Raw genomic sequence first — 15,563 nt, 5'->3', positions numbered from 1 at the left:
AGAGCATGCTGGTACAATGGATGGGTGTGAAGGAGATCGTCGATGGCGAATGAACCGGAAGGCATGATCATACCTCTGCTGCGTGAGATGCGCGGTGAAATTCAGAAACAATTCGCAGAGATGCGGGTAGAATTTTTAGAGGTGCGGCAGCGTCTGGACAAGCTGGAGAGCGGCCAGAAAACCATTCGGCAGGCTTTGACCGCCGATACGATGATGTCGAAATTCGTGACCGGGGATTTCGAGGAACGGATTTTCGAGCTGGAACGCAAGGTCGAGAAACTGACGAACGGCCAATAGGGAGCCGCGGCGGGCATATCTGCCGCTCAGGCTCGACAGGCCATCTGGCGGCGCAGGAATGACGGACGATGAGTAACACCAGAACAGTCCTCTGCTACGGCGACAGCCTCACCTGGGGTTACGATGCGGCGGCACCCGGGCGGCATGCGCTCGAGGATCGTTGGCCTACGGTGCTCGGCAATGCGCTGGGCGAGGGCGTTCATGTCATCGCTGAAGGTTTGAATGGTCGGACGACCGCCTATGACGATCATCTGGCGGATGCGGACCGGAATGGCGCGCGCATCCTGCCGACCGTGCTGCACAGCCATGATCCGATCGATCTCGTGATCATCCTGCTCGGCACCAATGATATGAAGCCCGTCGTGCACGGCACGGCCTTCGGCGCGGTACAGGGCGTGGAACGGCTCATCGAACTCGTCCGGCACCATGCATGGTCGTTCGACGCCGAGGCGCCGGAGATCCTGATCGTCGCGCCGCCAGCGGCTTGCGAAACAGCAAATGCGGCGTTCGCGGCGATGTTTGCCGGTGCGCGCGAGCAATCGGCCATGCTCGCCTCGCTTTATGCGGATCTTGCCGATGAAACGGGCTGCGGATTTTTCGATGCGGGATCTGTGGCGAAGACCACACCCATCGACGGCATCCATCTCGATGCGGAGAATACAAGAGCGATCGGACGCGGCCTCGAGCCGATCGTCCGTGTGATGCTCGGCCTTTAAAGCATGTCCAGGCGAAGCCTCTTTGCTTCGCCGCGGGACAATGCGGTCGTAACAAAGATACAGAACGGCAGCGCTCAAGCGCGCCGCGAAAACAGGAAACGCAAGGCATGGCTCAGAATTACGACGTCATCATCATCGGCTCCGGCCCGGGTGGCTATATCGCGGCGATCCGCGCGGCGCAGCTGGGCATGAAGGTGGCCGTCGTCGAGCGCGAGCATCTGGCCGGCATCTGCTCCAACTGGGGCTGCATCCCGACAAAAGCGCTTCTGCGCTCGGCCGACGTGCTCCACAGTGCCCAGCATGCGAAGAATTATGGCTTGAAGCTCGAAGGCACGATCTCGCCGGACCTCAAGGCCATCGTCGCCCGCTCGCGCGGCATCGCCGAGCGCATGAATGGCGGTGTCGGCTTCCTGATGAAGAAGAACAAGGTCGATATCATCTGGGGTGAGGCAAAGCTGACGAAGCCCGGCGAGATCGTCGTCGGCCCGATCACCAAGCCGATCGTTCAGCCGCAGGGCCCGATCCCGAAGAACACGCTGGGCGAGGGCACCTACACCGCCAAGCACATCATCATTGCCACCGGCGCCCGTCCTCGCGCACTCCCCGGCATCGAGCCGGACGGCAAGTTGATCTGGACCTATTTCGAGGCGATGAAGCCCGAGCAGATGCCGAAGTCGCTGCTGGTCATGGGCTCCGGCGCCATCGGTATCGAGTTCGCCTCCTTCTACCGCACGATGGGCGTCGATGTGACGGTCGTCGAAGTGCTCGGTCAGGTCATGCCGGTCGAGGATGCCGAGATCTCGGCCTTCGCCAAGAAGCAGTTCGACAAGCAGGGCATGAAGATCCTTCTGGAAGCCAAGGTTTCCAAGGTCGAGAAGGGCGCCGACAGCATCACCGCGCATGTCGAGAAAAAGGATGGCACGATCGAGAAGATCACGGCCGACCGCATGATCTCGGCCGTCGGCGTCGTCGGCAACATCGAGAACCTCGGCCTCGAAGCGCTGGGCGTGAAGACCGACCGCGGCTGCATCGTCATCGATGGCTACGGCAAGACCAACGTACCCGGCCTCTATGCGATCGGCGACGTTGCCGGTCCGCCGATGCTCGCGCATAAGGCCGAGCATGAAGCGGTCATCTGCATCGAGAAGATCGCCGGCCTGCCGAACGTCCATCCGATGGACAAGCTGAAGATCCCCGGCTGCACCTATTGCAACCCGCAGGTCGCCTCCGTCGGTTTGACGGAAGCCAAGGCCAAGGCGGAAGGCCGCGAGATCCGCGTCGGCCGCTTCCCCTTCGTTGCCAACGGCAAGGCGATCGCGCTCGGCGAAGACCAGGGCATGGTCAAGACCATCTTCGACAAGAAGACCGGCGAGCTGATCGGTGCCCACTTGGTCGGCGCGGAAGTGACGGAGCTCATCCAGGGCTTCGTCGTCGCCATGAACCTCGAGACGACCGAGGAAGACCTGATGCACACCATCTTCCCGCATCCGACGATTTCGGAAACGATGAAGGAAAGCGTGCTCGACGCCTATGGTCGGGCCCTCAACGCCTGATCGTGACTTGACGTCGGATGCGCGCGGTCGCATCTGAGGTTAGACGCGTGGATCGGTCCGCTTTTGGCGGACCGGCAGACAGCAGGAGCGGGCGGTGTCGCCGGCTCGAACGTCTTTGCGGGCAGGCGGAAAGCTTGTGGACGGGAAGACGAGCACGAGAAGCTGATGGCTTGTCCGGCCCCACGGACGGGCGGAAGCGGGAAGAAAGATCGGACCTATGGTCACCATTCTCGACAGGACCCAGAACGCGAATGAAGCGCCGCGCGTGCGTCATCCCGAAAAGGCCCACAAGCCCGACACGGAGATGCTGCGCAAGCCGGAATGGATTCGGGTGAAAGCCCCGACCTCCAAGGGCTATCACGAGACGCGCGATCTCGTGCGCTCGCATAAGCTCGTGACGGTCTGTGAGGAAGCGGGCTGCCCGAACATCGGCGAGTGCTGGGAAAAAAAGCACGCGACCTTCATGATCATGGGCGAGATCTGTACCCGCGCCTGCGCCTTCTGCAACGTCGCGACAGGCAAGCCGAATGCGCTAGACATGGCAGAGCCGGAAAACGTCGCCAAGGCTGTTCGGCAGATGGGCCTGTCGCACGTGGTCATCACCTCGGTCGACCGCGACGATCTGCCGGATGGCGGCGCCGAGCATTTCGAGAAGGTCATCTGGGCGATCCGTGCAGCTTCGCCAGAAACGACCATCGAGATCCTGACGCCCGACTTCCTGAAGAAGCCCGGCGCGCTGGAGCGTGTCGTTGCGGCCAAACCCGATGTTTTCAACCACAACATGGAGACCGTGCCGGGCAACTACCTGACCGTTCGTCCTGGCGCCCGTTACTTCCACTCCGTCCGCCTGCTGCAGCGCGTGAAGGAGCTGGACCCCACCATGTTCACCAAGTCCGGCATCATGGTCGGCCTCGGCGAAGAGCGGAACGAAGTGCTGCAGTTGATGGACGACCTGCGCACGGCCGATGTCGATTTCCTCACCATCGGCCAGTACCTGCAGCCGACCCGCAAGCACCACAAGGTCGAAGCCTTCGTCACGCCGGAGGAGTTCAAGTCCTACGAGACCGTCGCCTATACCAAGGGCTTCCTCATGGTGGCCTCAAGCCCACTGACCCGCTCCTCGCACCACGCGGGTGACGATTTCGCCCGCCTGCGGGCCGCACGCGAGAAGAAGGTGCTGCTCGCGGCGGAGTAAAGGTCGCGTCCGCAGCGATGCCGTGACGGGCTGGACAGCCGTACCCCCGTGCGGAAGCTAGCCGATGTTGATTGTGCCAGCGATGCCGTTTGGCATGAGCCTTTGATCGTCCATTTCCCTGCTGAAAATGTTCGTGTAGACTTACGCGATACGCATTTGGGCACGGAGTCGGTCAGATGGACATGTCGGTTAAGGGGAAGCCGGGGACCGGCCGAATGCGACGTCTTGGCCAGCGCCTGGGCCGCATGGCGCTGGCGCCGCTCCACACACTTCAGATCGTCACCGGCCGCAAGGACTTCAAGAACGACGTCCTCGGGAACGAACGCCTGAACCGCAAAGGCTTGCATGTCTGGCGGGTGAAGGCCGCAGCCCGGGTAACGGAATGGCGGCGTAAGCGGCTGGCACACCTCGTGACGCCGGTGGAGCGGGATTTCTTCGCGGAGAACGGCTACATCGAGCGCCGCAATCTGCTGGATGACAGCCAGTTCCGGACCCTCGTGGCGGAGGTCGAGGCCTTGCAGGCACCCGCGCGCGAGATGCGAGAAGGCGGCGCGATAACGCGGCGCATTCCCCTGACGCCCGACGTTCTCCAGCACGCGCCCACCCTTGCAGCCTTTCTCAAGGACGAACGCTGGACCGGGCCTATCCGCTATGTCGGCGGTTTCGACGTCGAACCCGTTCTCAGCATCCAGACGATCTTCGGCGAACCCTCCGTCTCCAAGGGCGGCAAGGATCCGCAAACCGACCTTCACATGGACACGTTTCACTCGACGGCCAAGGCCTGGTACTTCCTCTACGATGTGCCGGAAGACGAGGGGCCTTTCACCTATGTCGCCGGCTCGCACAAGCTGACGCCGCGTCGTCTCGCCTGGCACAAGCGGCAGAGCGTGCTGGCAGCGGAGCGGCGGGGAGGTGGGGCGTTCCGCATTCCTCTCTCTGCCCTGAAGCTGCTCCGTCTGCCGCAGCCGACGCGGTTTGCGGTGCCTGCCAATACGCTGGTGGTGGGCGATACCTTTGGCTTCCACGCACGCGGCCATTCCGCACGCCGTTCCATTCGCGTCGAACTCTATGCCTCGCAGCGACCCAATCCCTTCCTGCCCTTCATCGGCCTCGACAGCGCGAAGCTCCCCTATGTCAGCGGTCGCAAAGAGGTCATCTCCTGGTATTTCGAGGACTGGCTGGTTAAACTAAAACTTCAGCGGCTGATCTGGCGGCCTGTCGGTGCCGTCAAGGCCCGGGAGAGACCGCCCGGCAGCTGACACCCGTCACGTTGGGGGAGATACGGAATGCCGCATGCCCTCAAGACCGTTGCGGAGGCCGCCGCCGCCGTCTCCCGCGCAAACCGCATCTCCGTCATCGGCTGCTCGGGCGGCGGCAAGACGACGCTCGCGAGGGCTCTCGGCCAGCGGCTCGATCTGCCCCATATCTCGATGGACAAGGCCTTCTTCTGGCTTCCGGGCTGGAAGAAACGCGACAAGGCCGAGGAACGTGCCCTCATTTTGGAGGCCGTGGCGGCCGAACGCTGGATCATGGACGGCACGGGGCCGTCGACCTTTCACCTGCGCATGCCTCGCACCGAGGTCGTGCTCTGGTTGCGCCTGCCGCGTTGGCTCTGCCTGCTCAGCGTCTTTCGCCGGGTGATGACGAGCTTCGGCCGCGTTCGCCCGGATATGGCACCGAGCTGCCCGGAGCAGTTCCCGGACCGCGAATTCCTAACCTATATCTGGAGGTTCGAGCGAAACGTCGTTCCGCTGATCGAGCGCGAGATCGCGTTACACGGGCCGCATGTGGCGATTTTCACGATGAAAACACGCCGCGACGTTGCCCGCCTTCTTGATCTTGTCTCCGCCGCCGACTAACTGCGTCTCATGCCGAAGTTCGAAACCAGACGCTTGGTGAAGCACTCCCCCGACCAGATGTTCGACCTTGTTGCCGACGTCGAGTCCTACCCGAAATTCCTGCCGCTCTGCGAAGCGCTGACCGTGCGGACACGCAAGGAGCGTGATGGCAAGGAGCTGCTTCTGGCCGACATGACTGTCGGCTACAAGGCGATCCGCGAGACCTTCACGACGCAGGTGCTTCTGAACCAGGCGGAGCATAAGATCGAGGTCAAGTATATCGACGGCCCCTTCCGCTATCTCGACAATCGATGGACGTTCGAACCGGCGCCGGACGGCGGCTGCTCGGTCCATTTCTACATCGACTACGAATTCAAGAACCGCATTCTCGGCGCGCTGATGGGCTCGATGTTCGACAGGGCCTTCCGGCTCTTTGCCGAAGCCTTCGAAAAGCGCGCCGACACGGTCTATGCCGGCGCTACCGCCTGATCGGCAAGCGCCTGAAGCATGTCGAGTGACGTCCGGACGGTCGCAAGCCGCACCTCTTCGCGGCCGATCTCGCCATAGTGCATGGCGCGATGCAGGATGACGCCACGGCGTGTGGCGGCGACGATGTGCACGAGGCCGACCGGCTTTTCTTCCGAACCGCCGCCCGGTCCGGCAACGCCGGTCACAGCCACGGCCGCTTCCGCTTTCGATTGCATCAGGGCGCCTCGGACCATCTCCAGCGCTGTTTCCCGCGAGACGGCGCCGAACTGGTCGAGCGTGGCCGGGCTGACGCCGAGCATGTCTATCTTTGCCGCGTTCGAATAAGTGACGAAACCGCGATCGACCACACGGGACGAGCCCGGAATTTCCGTGAGCGCGCCGGCGATCATTCCGCCCGTACAGGATTCGGCGGTAGCCACCAGCCATCCCTTCGCGACGAAGCTTTCGAGCAGGTTTTCGGCAGACTGCCGGATGTCGTCGGGCCAGAGGCTCATTGGAAACCTCCGGGGAAGCTGACCGTCGCCGTGGCGATCGCTGCGATCCCTTCGCGCCGACCGACGAAGCCGATTTTCTCATTGGTGGTCGCCTTGACCGAACAGCGGTCGAGCGAAATTCCGAGCATGTCGGACAGCGCCTGCCGCATGGCTTCGCGATGCGGACCGATCTTCGGCGCTTCGGCGATGAGTGAGATATCCGCATTCATGACGACGCCGCCATGCTCCCGCACGATGCCTGCTGCGTGTTCGAGGAAGATCCGCGATGCCGCGCCCTTCCACCTGTTGTCGGAGGGCGGGAAGTGATCGCCGATATCGCCGGCGCCGCAGGTGGCGAGCAGAGCATCCGTCAGCGCATGCAGCGCGACGTCGGCATCGGAATGGCCGAGCAGCGATTGGTCGTGGGGCAGGAAGATGCCGCAGAGCGTGACGCCATCGCCGGGCACCAGCTGGTGCACATCGTAGCCGTTGCCGGTTCGCACATCGATCGTCCGTCCGTTCAGTTTCTCGTCTGCCATTGCAAGGTCCTGTCGGGTCGTCAGTTTCACATTGTCCGCCGAACCCTCGACGAGGGCAACCGGCAACCCGGCCCATTCGGCGATCGAGGCGTCATCGGTAAAGTCTGAGCGTCCGGAAATGGCCGCTGCTTCGTGGGCTTTTAGAATATCGGGAAGGGCAAAGCATTGCGGGGTCTGTGCGGCGAACAGCCGATCGCGCGATACGGTTTCCAACACGTCGCCGGAGGCATAGGCGCGCTTGAGCGTGTCGGTGACCGGGATCGCCGGAAGCACGGCATTGAAGCCGGCGGTAAGTTTGTCGAGGCACCGGTTGAGCAGGTCGGGCTCGATGAAAGGCCGCACCCCATCCTGAATGAGGGCATAGGCAGCCCCGAGATCGGCGAGGGCTCTCAGACCGGCGAGCACCGAAGCCTGCCGCGTTGCGCCGCCGTGAACGATGGTGATGTCGGGTCGAAGGCGGCAGGCCAAGAGCGCGGAATCGAGGAGGGTTACGTCATCGGGATGGATCACGACAACGACGGGGCCGGCCTTGCCCCAGTCCGAGACGGCATCGATGGTCCAGGCGATAACAGGGCGTCCGCCGATCCGGCGATACTGCTTCGGACCTTCGGTCGAGGCACCGGCCCGCTCGCCGCGTCCCGCTGCGACGATGACGACACCGCATGAAAGTTCGCGTTCTCTTTGCATCTGCTGTAAGACGCCTCCATGCCTGCCCTGAACTGCCGCTCGGCGAGAGGGTGCCGCGCGGTCCGTGTGAGCGCGTTTAACCCGCGCCGATGGGCTTTGCCAGCGAAGCTGGCAGGCGAATGAGGAAATTTACGGATGTCGCGTGAAAGCGCTTGGCAATGGCGATATCTATGTCTAAAAATAGTGCAGAAAATTCATGTGCCTGAAAGATAATCACTTGCATCTTCCGACATTGTCATCGCCCTTCGCGATCGAAGGGATGTCGTTTCGAAACCGCGTGGTGCTTGCGCCCATGTCCGGCGTGACCGATTTGCCGTTCCGTCAGCTGGCATGGCGCTATGGCGCAGGCCTCGTCGTGACAGAAATGGTAGCAAGCCGCGAGCTGGCTTGCAATGCGGGCGAGAGCTGGGCGCGGCTGAAAAATGCAGGCATCACGCCGCATATGGTGCAGCTGGCCGGACGCGAGGCGCACTGGATGGCGGAAGCTGCCAAGATCGCGGCCGGGAATGGTGCCGACGTTATCGACATTAATATGGGATGCCCTGCAAAGAAGGTCACCGGCGGCTATTCCGGTTCGGCGCTGATGCGCGATCCGGACCATGCGCTGTCGCTGATCGAGGCGACGGTCCGCGCCGTCGATATTCCCGTGACGTTGAAGATGCGACTCGGCTGGGACGAGACGACGATGAACGCACCCGAGATCGCCCGCCGCGCCGAGGCGGTCGGCATCCGTATGGTGACGATCCACGGGCGCACGCGCATGCAATTCTACAAGGGGCAGGCAGACTGGGATGCGATCCGCGCCGTGCGCGATGCGGTGTCCCTGCCGCTGGTTGCCAATGGCGACGTTACGACGCTCGACGATGCGACCGAAATTCTGAAGCGCTCGGGCGCCGACGCGGTCATGACCGGACGGGCATGCCAGGGGCGGCCATGGCATGCGGGCGTTCTCGCCGGTGCCTGCGCCGCGCCGGAAGGGCAGGCGCGTCTCGATGTCATTTCAGAACATTACGAGATGATGCTCGCCTTCTACGGCATGGAGACGGGTGTTCGGCATGCGCGAAAACATCTCGGCTGGTATATCGAGCGGTTCGCGCCCGATGCCCCCGGGCATCGAAAGGCGTCCGTGTTGACGGCGACGGATCACAAGGCGGCGCTATCGGGTCTTCTCGAGCTTCTTCGGGATGGCGAGACAGCGGTTGAAAGGACGATGGCGGCATGAGCGGCAAAATAACCGACGACACAAAGAGCGTGTTGCCGATGGCGGTGCTGAACGCGATCCAGAACCCGGTGGTCCTCGTCAACCAGAGCGGGCTGGTAACCTTCGCCAATTGGGAGGCAGAGGCCTTCTTCGGCGCCAGCGCCAACTATCTGGCCCGCCACGATATCAGCACCTTCATTCCCTTCGGCAGCCCGCTGCTGACGCTGATCGAGCAGGTGCGAGAGCGCAAGGCAGCGGTCAACGAGTACCGGGTCGACCTGTCGTCGCCGCGACTGGGGGCCGACAAGCTGGTGGATCTCTACGTCGCGCCCGTGCTGTCTGAACCCGGCTGCGTCGTCATCGTCTTCCAGGAACGCTCGATGGCCGACAAGATCGACCGGCAGTTGACGCACCGCGCCGCCGCCCGGTCGGTCACGGGGCTTGCTTCCATGTTGGCGCACGAAATCAAGAACCCGCTATCCGGCATTCGCGGCGCCGCCCAGTTGCTGGAAAGCTCCGTCAATGACGAGGACCGGGCGCTGACCCGGCTGATCTGCGACGAGACCGACCGCATCGTCTCGCTGGTCGACCGTATGGAAGTGTTCTCCGACGAGCGCCCCGTGGACCGGCATCCGGTCAACATCCACTCCATCCTTGACCATGTGAAGGCCGTGGCGCGGGCGGGCTTTGCCCGTCGCATCCGCATCACCGAGAATTACGACCCTTCGCTGCCGCCGGTCTATGCCAATCGCGACCAGCTGGTGCAGGTGTTCCTCAACCTTGTGAAGAACGCTGCAGAGTCGATCGGCGACAAGCCGGATGGCGAGATCATGCTGACCACAGCCTATCGACCCGGCATCCGCCTGTCGGTCGCCGGCACACGCGAGAAGATCTCGCTGCCGCTCGAGTTCTGCGTGCATGACAACGGTCCGGGCGTGCCATCCGATCTCGTGCCGCACCTGTTCGACCCCTTCATCACCACCAAGACCAACGGCTCGGGCCTTGGCCTTGCGCTCGTGGCGAAGATCATCGGCGGTCACGGCGGTATCGTCGAATGTGACAGCCAGACCAACCGTACGACATTCCGCGTCCTCATGCCTGCGTCGAAGGGACCGACCGCCGAGGACCCCGAACCCATTGCTGTAAAAGGGAAGACCCGATGACTGGCGCCACGATTCTCGTTGCCGACGACGACGCAGCCATCCGCACCGTGCTGAACCAGGCGCTCAGCCGCGCCGGGTACGACGTCCGCATCACCTCCAATGCCGCGACCCTCTGGCGCTGGATTTCGGCGGGCGATGGCGATCTGGTGCTGACCGATGTCGTCATGCCGGATGAAAACGCGTTCGACCTGCTGCCGCGCATCAAGAAGGCCCGGCCGGAGCTGCCCGTGCTCGTCATGAGCGCGCAGAACACCTTCATGACCGCCATCAAGGCGTCGGAAAAGGGCGCCTACGACTACCTGCCGAAGCCCTTCGACCTGACCGAACTCGTCGCCATCATTGGCCGCGCTCTGGCGGAACCCAAGCGCAAGCCGGCGAAGATGGACGACGACACGCAGGACGGCATGCCCCTGGTCGGCCGCTCCGCCGCCATGCAGGAAATCTACCGCGTGCTCGCCCGTCTCATGCAGACGGACCTGACGCTGATGATCACCGGCGAATCGGGGACCGGCAAGGAGCTGGTGGCGCGGGCGCTGCATGACTACGGCAAACGCCGCAACGGCCCCTTCGTCGCGATCAACATGGCCGCCATTCCGCGTGACCTGATCGAGTCGGAACTCTTCGGCCACGAGAAAGGTGCCTTCACCGGCGCGCAGAACCGGTCCACCGGCCGCTTCGAGCAGGCCGAGGGCGGGACGCTGTTTCTCGATGAAATCGGCGACATGCCGATGGATGCCCAGACCCGGCTTCTGCGCGTTCTGCAGCAGGGGGAATATACGACGGTTGGCGGGCGCACGCCAATCCGTTCCGACGTCCGGATCGTCGCGGCGACCAACAAGGACCTGAAACAGTCGATCAACCAGGGGCTCTTCCGCGAGGATCTCTACTACCGCCTCAATGTCGTGCCCCTGCGCCTGCCGCCGCTGCGCGACCGGGCGGAGGATATTCCCGATCTCGTTCGCCACTTCGTGCAGATGGCGGAGAAGGAAGGGCTCGACGTCAAACGCTTCGAACAGGAAGCGCTGGAACTGATGAAGTCCCACCCCTGGCCGGGCAATGTGCGCGAGCTGGAGAACGTCGTGCGACGCCTGACGGCGCTCTATCCGCAGGAGGTCATCAGTCGCGAGATCATCGAGAGCGAGCTGCGCTCCGACATTCCCGACAGCCCGATCGAAAAGGCAAGCGGACGGTCCGGGCCGATGTCGATCTCCCAGGCGGTCGAGGAGAACATGCGCCAATATTTCGCAGGTTTCGGCGACGGCCTGCCGCCCTCCGGTCTCTACGACCGCGTGCTGGCGGAAATGGAATATCCGCTGATCCTCGCAGCCCTTACGGCGACCCGCGGCAACCAGATCAAGGCTGCCGATCTCCTCGGCCTCAACCGCAATACGTTGCGCAAGAAGATCCGGGAACTGGGCGTCTCCGTCTATCGCAGCTCGCGGAACGCTTGACACCCTTTACCGACCGTTGCATTTACGCCACATTGTGTTGCTTGGATGACACATGAGAACCGAATCGTCCGTAAGGCAGTGTTCGGCCTCATGGTCATCGGGCGAGGTCCGGGGTCGCTGAGATCCCCGGACGAGCGGGACCGGTTCTTGCCGGATGCCGTCAATGGGTGGAATACGCATGGCCGAAGGGCTGATACTGCCATTGGCAAAGGACGAGGCGGGCAACGGCACGGATCGCCGCGCCGCCTTCGCTCTGCCGGGCCTCGTGCTGGCCTCCGGTGCGCTGGCCTGCGCGATGATTTCCCTGCTGGTGCTGCTCGGCCTGACGCCGATCAAGCCCGAAACCAATATCGTCATAGCCTCCGCGGCGATCAACGCGCTGTTCGTCATCGGCCTGATCTACCTGATCGGCCGCGAGATCATGCGGCTGCTGCGAGCCCGCAGCAAGGGCAGGGCGGCCGCGCGGCTGCATGTCCGCATCGTCGCGCTGTTTTCCATCGTCGCCATCACGCCCGCCATTCTCGTTGCCATCTTCGCCTCGATCACGCTCGATGTCGGGCTTGATCGCTGGTTCTCGTTGCGAACGCAGGCGATCGTGCGGTCCTCCATCGATGTCGCGCAGGCCTATGTGCTGGAGAACGCGAGCTATCTGCAGGGGCAAACGGCGTCGATGGCAACCGACCTTGAGCGCAATCGCCAGCTCTACAGTCTCGATCGCACCGGTTTCGTGGATCTGATGACCCGGCAGGCGCGGGCGCGCGGCATGCTCGGTGCGTTCCTCGTGCGGGCGGACGGCTCGGCGATCCTGCAGGCCAACATCCCGACCGACCGGCCCCTGCCGGCCATCCCGGTCGATGCTCTGGCAAGCACGGTCTCGGGCCAGCCAACGCTCATCCCGCCCGGCATAACCAATCTCGTCGGCGCCATCATTCCACTCGACAATATTGCCGGGGCCTATCTCTACACCGTTCGCACCGTCGATCCCAAGGTGATGAACTCGATGCGGCTGATGGAGGAGAACGTTGCAGAATACCGTAACCTCGCCGCCGGCCGCACCTCGCTTCAGGTGGCCTTCGGGGTCCTCTATCTCGGCTTCGCGCTTATCGTCCTGCTCGCGGCGATCTGGGCGGCGATTGCGGTTGCGGACCGGATCGTGCGCCCCATCCGCCTGTTGATCGGCGCCGCCGACAGCGTTGCCTCGGGCAACCTCAACGTCGTCGTACCCGTTCACGCGGTCGATGGCGATGTCGGCAGTCTCTCGCGCACCTTCAACAAGATGATCGTAGAGATTCGCACTCAACAGCATCAGCTGCTCGAGGCGAAGGACGAGATGGACAACCGCCGGCGCTTCATCGAGGCCGTGCTGTCCGGCGTGACGGCGGCCGTCATCGGCGTCGAGGACGATCGCCGCATCACCATCGCCAACCCCTCGACGGAGGTCTTCCTCTCTCGTCCGACCCTCGACATCGTCGGTGAGCGGCTGGCGGATGTGGCCCCCGAGATCGATGATGTGCTGACCGAGGCGATATCGAGGCCACGAAACGACTTCCGCAAGCAGATCAACATCATGCGCAACGGCAAGGAGCGCACGCTGAACGTTCAGGTGACCCGCGAGGAGGCGACCGATACGGCCGAATCCTACGTCATTACGCTCGATGACATCACCGATCTCGTCATCGCCCAGCGCTCGACCGCCTGGGCCGACGTCGCCCGCCGCATCGCGCATGAAATCAAGAACCCGCTGACCCCGATCCAACTCTCGGCCGAGCGTCTGAAGCGCCGCTACGGCAAGCAGATCAACCCGGACGACCGGGCCGTTTTCGACCAGTGCACCGACACGATCGTTCGCCAAGTCGAGGATATCGGCCGCATGGTCGATGAATTCTCGTCCTTTGCCCGCATGCCGAAGCCGACGAAGGAGCGCTCCGACCTCCGCGCGATCCTGAAGGATGCCGTTTTCCTGCGGGAAATGGGTACGAGCGACATCCAGTTCATCCGCGATTTCGGCGATGATGCTCTGGATGGCTCGTTCGACGGCCGCATGCTGGGGCAGGCCTTCGGGAACATCATCAAGAATGCGGTCGAATCGATCGAGTCGCTGCCCGCCGATGCAGAACGCGACGAGCCGAAGATCATGATCCGCTCGCGTCTGAACGAGAAGAGCGGCACTTACGTGGTCGATATCATCGACAACGGCAAAGGCCTGCCGACCGAGAACCGTCACCGGATCCTCGAACCCTACATGACGATGCGCGAGAAAGGCACCGGCCTCGGGCTCGCCATCGTCAAGAAGATCATCGAGGACCACGGCGGACACCTCGAACTGCACGACGCACCGGCTGATTTCGACCAGGGCCACGGCGCGATGATCCGCATCATCCTGCCTCCGGCGATCATTGCAGAGGCGGAGCGAAACCGCCCGGTTATCGCTGGTCCGCCCCCAGAGTTATTGGGCCCTGATGCGAAACGAACGGGCTCCGCCGATGCGGAACACAAAGACGACGACAGACAAAGCAAGGAACTGACCGATGGCCGCTGATATTCTGGTTGTAGACGACGAACAGGACATTCGCGAGATCGTCTCCGGCATCCTGTCAGACGAAGGCTACGAGACGCGCATGGCGTTCGACAGCGACAGCGCGCTGGCCGCAATCTCCGACCGCGTGCCGCGCCTCGTCTTCCTCGATATCTGGATGCAGGGCAGTCGCCTCGACGGTCTGTCCCTGCTGGACGAGATCAAGAGCCGGCATCCGGACCTGCCGGTCGTCATGATCTCCGGCCACGGCAACATTGAGACCGCCGTCTCGGCGATCCGTCGCGGTGCCTATGATTTCATCGAAAAGCCCTTCAAGGCGGACCGCCTCATCCTGATCGCGGAGCGGGCGCTGGAAAACTCCAAGCTGAAGCGTGAAGTGACGGAACTCAAGAAGCGCTCCGGTGATCCGGTGGAGCTGATCGGCACCTCCGTCGCCGTCTCGCAGCTGCGCCAGACCATCGAAAAGGTTGCGCCGACCAACAGCCGCATCATGATCCACGGGCCTTCCGGCTCGGGCAAGGAACTCGTGGCGCGGATGATCCACAAGAAGTCCGCCCGCGCCGCCGGCCCCTTCGTGGCGCTGAACGCTGCGGCGATCACGCCCGACCGCATGGAAATCGCCTTGTTCGGCACGGAGGGAACGCCGGGCCAGCCGCGCAAGACCGGCGCGCTGGAGGAGGCGCATGGCGGCATGCTCTATCTCGACGAGATCGGCGAGATGCCGCGCGAGACGCAGAACAAGATCCTGCGCGTGCTCGTGGACCAGCAGTTCGAGCGCGTCGGCGGTTCGAAGCGGGTCAAGGTCGATGTTCGCATCATCTCCTCGACCGCCTACAATCTGGAGAGCCTGATTGCCGAGGGCGCCTTCCGCGAGGATCTCTACCACCGTCTGGCGGTTATTCCCGTCCGCGTGCCGGCACTTGCCGATCGCCGGGAAGACATTCCGTTCCTGGTCGATATGTTCATGCGCCAGATCAGCGAACAGGCGGGCATCCGCTCGCGCAAGATCGGCGACGATGCGCTGGCCGTTCTGCAGGCGCATGGCTGGCCGGGCAATATCCGCCAGCTTCGCAACAATATCGAGCGCCTGATGATCCTCGCGCGTTCCGATGGCCCGGACACGGTCATTTCGGCCGACATGCTGCCGACAGAAGTGGGCGACAGCCTGCCGAAGATCTCCGCCCAGGGCGACCAGCACATCATGACGCTGCCGCTGCGCGAGGCGCGCGAAATGTTCGAGCGGGACTATCTGATCGCGCAGATCAACCGTTTCGGCGGAAACATCTCGCGCACGGCGGAGTTCGTGGGCATGGAGCGTTCCGCCCTGCATCGCAAGCTGAAGTCGCTCGGTGTGTAAGAGCTAGGGAACGCTGCGGACCCTACGGTGTCACGGAAACGTCGCGCAGGCTTTTTCGACATTGCGAA

15 protein-coding genes are annotated in these 15,563 nt (G+C 63.2%); 12 read left to right on the top strand and 3 right to left on the bottom strand.

Translation table 11 applies throughout. The annotated features are described in order from the left end of the window. Positions 1-42 precede the first annotated feature (42 nt). The 7 genes from C8J33_RS05255 (at position 43) to C8J33_RS05225 (ending at position 6,088) form a co-directional block, all read left to right on the top strand. Entirely contained in the window at positions 43-297 is a 255-nt protein-coding gene (locus C8J33_RS05255; protein ID WP_110798802.1) for a hypothetical protein, read from the top strand. 68 nt (positions 298-365) lie between these two features. After that, positions 366-1,013 (top strand): SGNH/GDSL hydrolase family protein, encoded by a 648-nt coding sequence (locus tag C8J33_RS05250; protein ID WP_132663372.1) that lies wholly within the window; start codon positions 366-368, stop codon positions 1,011-1,013. A gap of 107 nt (positions 1,014-1,120) precedes the next feature. Then, positions 1,121-2,566 (top strand): dihydrolipoyl dehydrogenase, encoded by a 1,446-nt coding sequence (gene lpdA, locus C8J33_RS05245; protein ID WP_132663371.1) that lies wholly within the window; start codon positions 1,121-1,123, stop codon positions 2,564-2,566. Positions 2,567-2,783: 217 nt separating this feature from the next. After that, entirely contained in the window at positions 2,784-3,761 is a 978-nt protein-coding gene (lipA, locus tag C8J33_RS05240) for a lipoyl synthase (RefSeq protein WP_110798805.1), read from the top strand. Positions 3,762-3,976: 215 nt separating this feature from the next. Then, the gene (locus C8J33_RS05235) at positions 3,977-5,020 is read left to right on the top strand and encodes a phytanoyl-CoA dioxygenase family protein (RefSeq protein WP_132663370.1); all 1,044 of its coding nucleotides are present in this window, start codon (positions 3,977-3,979) and stop codon (positions 5,018-5,020) included. 27 nt (positions 5,021-5,047) lie between these two features. Beyond that, entirely contained in the window at positions 5,048-5,620 is a 573-nt protein-coding gene (locus C8J33_RS05230) for an AAA family ATPase (RefSeq protein WP_132663369.1), read from the top strand. Positions 5,621-5,629: 9 nt separating this feature from the next. Then, entirely contained in the window at positions 5,630-6,088 is a 459-nt protein-coding gene (locus C8J33_RS05225; RefSeq protein WP_132663368.1) for a type II toxin-antitoxin system RatA family toxin, read from the top strand. Here C8J33_RS05225 and C8J33_RS05220 read toward each other — a convergent pair. From C8J33_RS05220 to C8J33_RS26945, 3 genes are all read right to left on the bottom strand, one after another. Further along, positions 6,067-6,582, bottom strand: coding sequence for a CinA family protein (locus C8J33_RS05220; RefSeq protein WP_132663367.1), 516 nt, complete (start codon positions 6,580-6,582; stop codon positions 6,067-6,069). The two genes, C8J33_RS05225 and C8J33_RS05220, sit on opposite strands and share 22 nt — an antisense overlap. Further along, complete coding sequence (locus C8J33_RS05215) at positions 6,579-7,787, bottom strand: bifunctional 2-C-methyl-D-erythritol 4-phosphate cytidylyltransferase/2-C-methyl-D-erythritol 2,4-cyclodiphosphate synthase (protein ID WP_132663366.1); 1,209 nt, start codon at positions 7,785-7,787, stop codon at positions 6,579-6,581. Before C8J33_RS05215 ends, C8J33_RS05220 begins: the two co-directional genes overlap by 4 nt. Positions 7,788-7,863: 76 nt before the next feature. Then, positions 7,864-8,004: a hypothetical protein gene (locus C8J33_RS26945; protein ID WP_165910534.1), complete on the bottom strand. Its 141-nt coding sequence runs from the start codon at positions 8,002-8,004 to the stop codon at positions 7,864-7,866. Between C8J33_RS26945 and dusB the strand changes: the two genes are divergently transcribed. From dusB to C8J33_RS05190, 5 genes are all read left to right on the top strand, one after another. Continuing rightward, complete coding sequence (gene dusB / locus C8J33_RS05210) at positions 7,984-9,009, top strand: tRNA dihydrouridine synthase DusB (RefSeq protein ID WP_132663365.1); 1,026 nt, start codon at positions 7,984-7,986, stop codon at positions 9,007-9,009. The genes C8J33_RS26945 and dusB overlap by 21 nt on opposite strands. Then, positions 9,006-10,151 (top strand): two-component system sensor histidine kinase NtrB, encoded by a 1,146-nt coding sequence (locus tag C8J33_RS05205; protein WP_110798812.1) that lies wholly within the window; start codon positions 9,006-9,008, stop codon positions 10,149-10,151. The genes dusB and C8J33_RS05205 overlap by 4 nt, the downstream gene beginning before the upstream one ends. After that, on the top strand, positions 10,148-11,602 hold the full coding sequence (gene ntrC / locus C8J33_RS05200; RefSeq protein ID WP_092933547.1) for a nitrogen regulation protein NR(I): 1,455 nt from the start codon (positions 10,148-10,150) through the stop codon (positions 11,600-11,602). Before C8J33_RS05205 ends, ntrC begins: the two co-directional genes overlap by 4 nt. A gap of 178 nt (positions 11,603-11,780) precedes the next feature. Beyond that, positions 11,781-14,141: a sensor histidine kinase NtrY-like gene (locus tag C8J33_RS05195; protein WP_132664463.1), complete on the top strand. Its 2,361-nt coding sequence runs from the start codon at positions 11,781-11,783 to the stop codon at positions 14,139-14,141. Continuing rightward, positions 14,131-15,495, top strand: coding sequence for a sigma-54-dependent transcriptional regulator (locus tag C8J33_RS05190; RefSeq protein ID WP_062596507.1), 1,365 nt, complete (start codon positions 14,131-14,133; stop codon positions 15,493-15,495). The genes C8J33_RS05195 and C8J33_RS05190 overlap by 11 nt, the downstream gene beginning before the upstream one ends. Positions 15,496-15,563: the final 68 nt, after the last annotated feature.

The organism is Rhizobium sp. PP-CC-3G-465, from assembly GCF_004343445.1.
Lineage (GTDB): Bacteria > Pseudomonadota > Alphaproteobacteria > Rhizobiales > Rhizobiaceae > Ferranicluibacter > Ferranicluibacter rubi.
Note: the sequence above shows the minus strand (reverse complement) of the source record. Positions and strands in the feature narration are given on the sequence as shown.

Coding starts and splice junctions, on each gene's coding strand:
- C8J33_RS05250 (WP_132663372.1), top strand. CDS start 366: ATGAGTAACACCAGAACAGTCCTCTGCTACGGCGACAGCCTCACCTGG.
- dusB (WP_132663365.1), top strand. CDS start 7,984: ATGTGCCTGAAAGATAATCACTTGCATCTTCCGACATTGTCATCGCCC.
- C8J33_RS05225 (WP_132663368.1), top strand. CDS start 5,630: ATGCCGAAGTTCGAAACCAGACGCTTGGTGAAGCACTCCCCCGACCAG.
- C8J33_RS05215 (WP_132663366.1), bottom strand. CDS start 7,787: ATGCAAAGAGAACGCGAACTTTCATGCGGTGTCGTCATCGTCGCAGCG.
- ntrC (WP_092933547.1), top strand. CDS start 10,148: ATGACTGGCGCCACGATTCTCGTTGCCGACGACGACGCAGCCATCCGC.
- C8J33_RS05195 (WP_132664463.1), top strand. CDS start 11,781: ATGGCCGAAGGGCTGATACTGCCATTGGCAAAGGACGAGGCGGGCAAC.
- lipA (WP_110798805.1), top strand. CDS start 2,784: ATGGTCACCATTCTCGACAGGACCCAGAACGCGAATGAAGCGCCGCGC.
- C8J33_RS05255 (WP_110798802.1), top strand. CDS start 43: ATGGCGAATGAACCGGAAGGCATGATCATACCTCTGCTGCGTGAGATG.
- C8J33_RS05235 (WP_132663370.1), top strand. CDS start 3,977: ATGCGACGTCTTGGCCAGCGCCTGGGCCGCATGGCGCTGGCGCCGCTC.
- C8J33_RS05190 (WP_062596507.1), top strand. CDS start 14,131: ATGGCCGCTGATATTCTGGTTGTAGACGACGAACAGGACATTCGCGAG.
- C8J33_RS05205 (WP_110798812.1), top strand. CDS start 9,006: ATGAGCGGCAAAATAACCGACGACACAAAGAGCGTGTTGCCGATGGCG.
- C8J33_RS05220 (WP_132663367.1), bottom strand. CDS start 6,582: ATGAGCCTCTGGCCCGACGACATCCGGCAGTCTGCCGAAAACCTGCTC.
- lpdA (WP_132663371.1), top strand. CDS start 1,121: ATGGCTCAGAATTACGACGTCATCATCATCGGCTCCGGCCCGGGTGGC.
- C8J33_RS05230 (WP_132663369.1), top strand. CDS start 5,048: ATGCCGCATGCCCTCAAGACCGTTGCGGAGGCCGCCGCCGCCGTCTCC.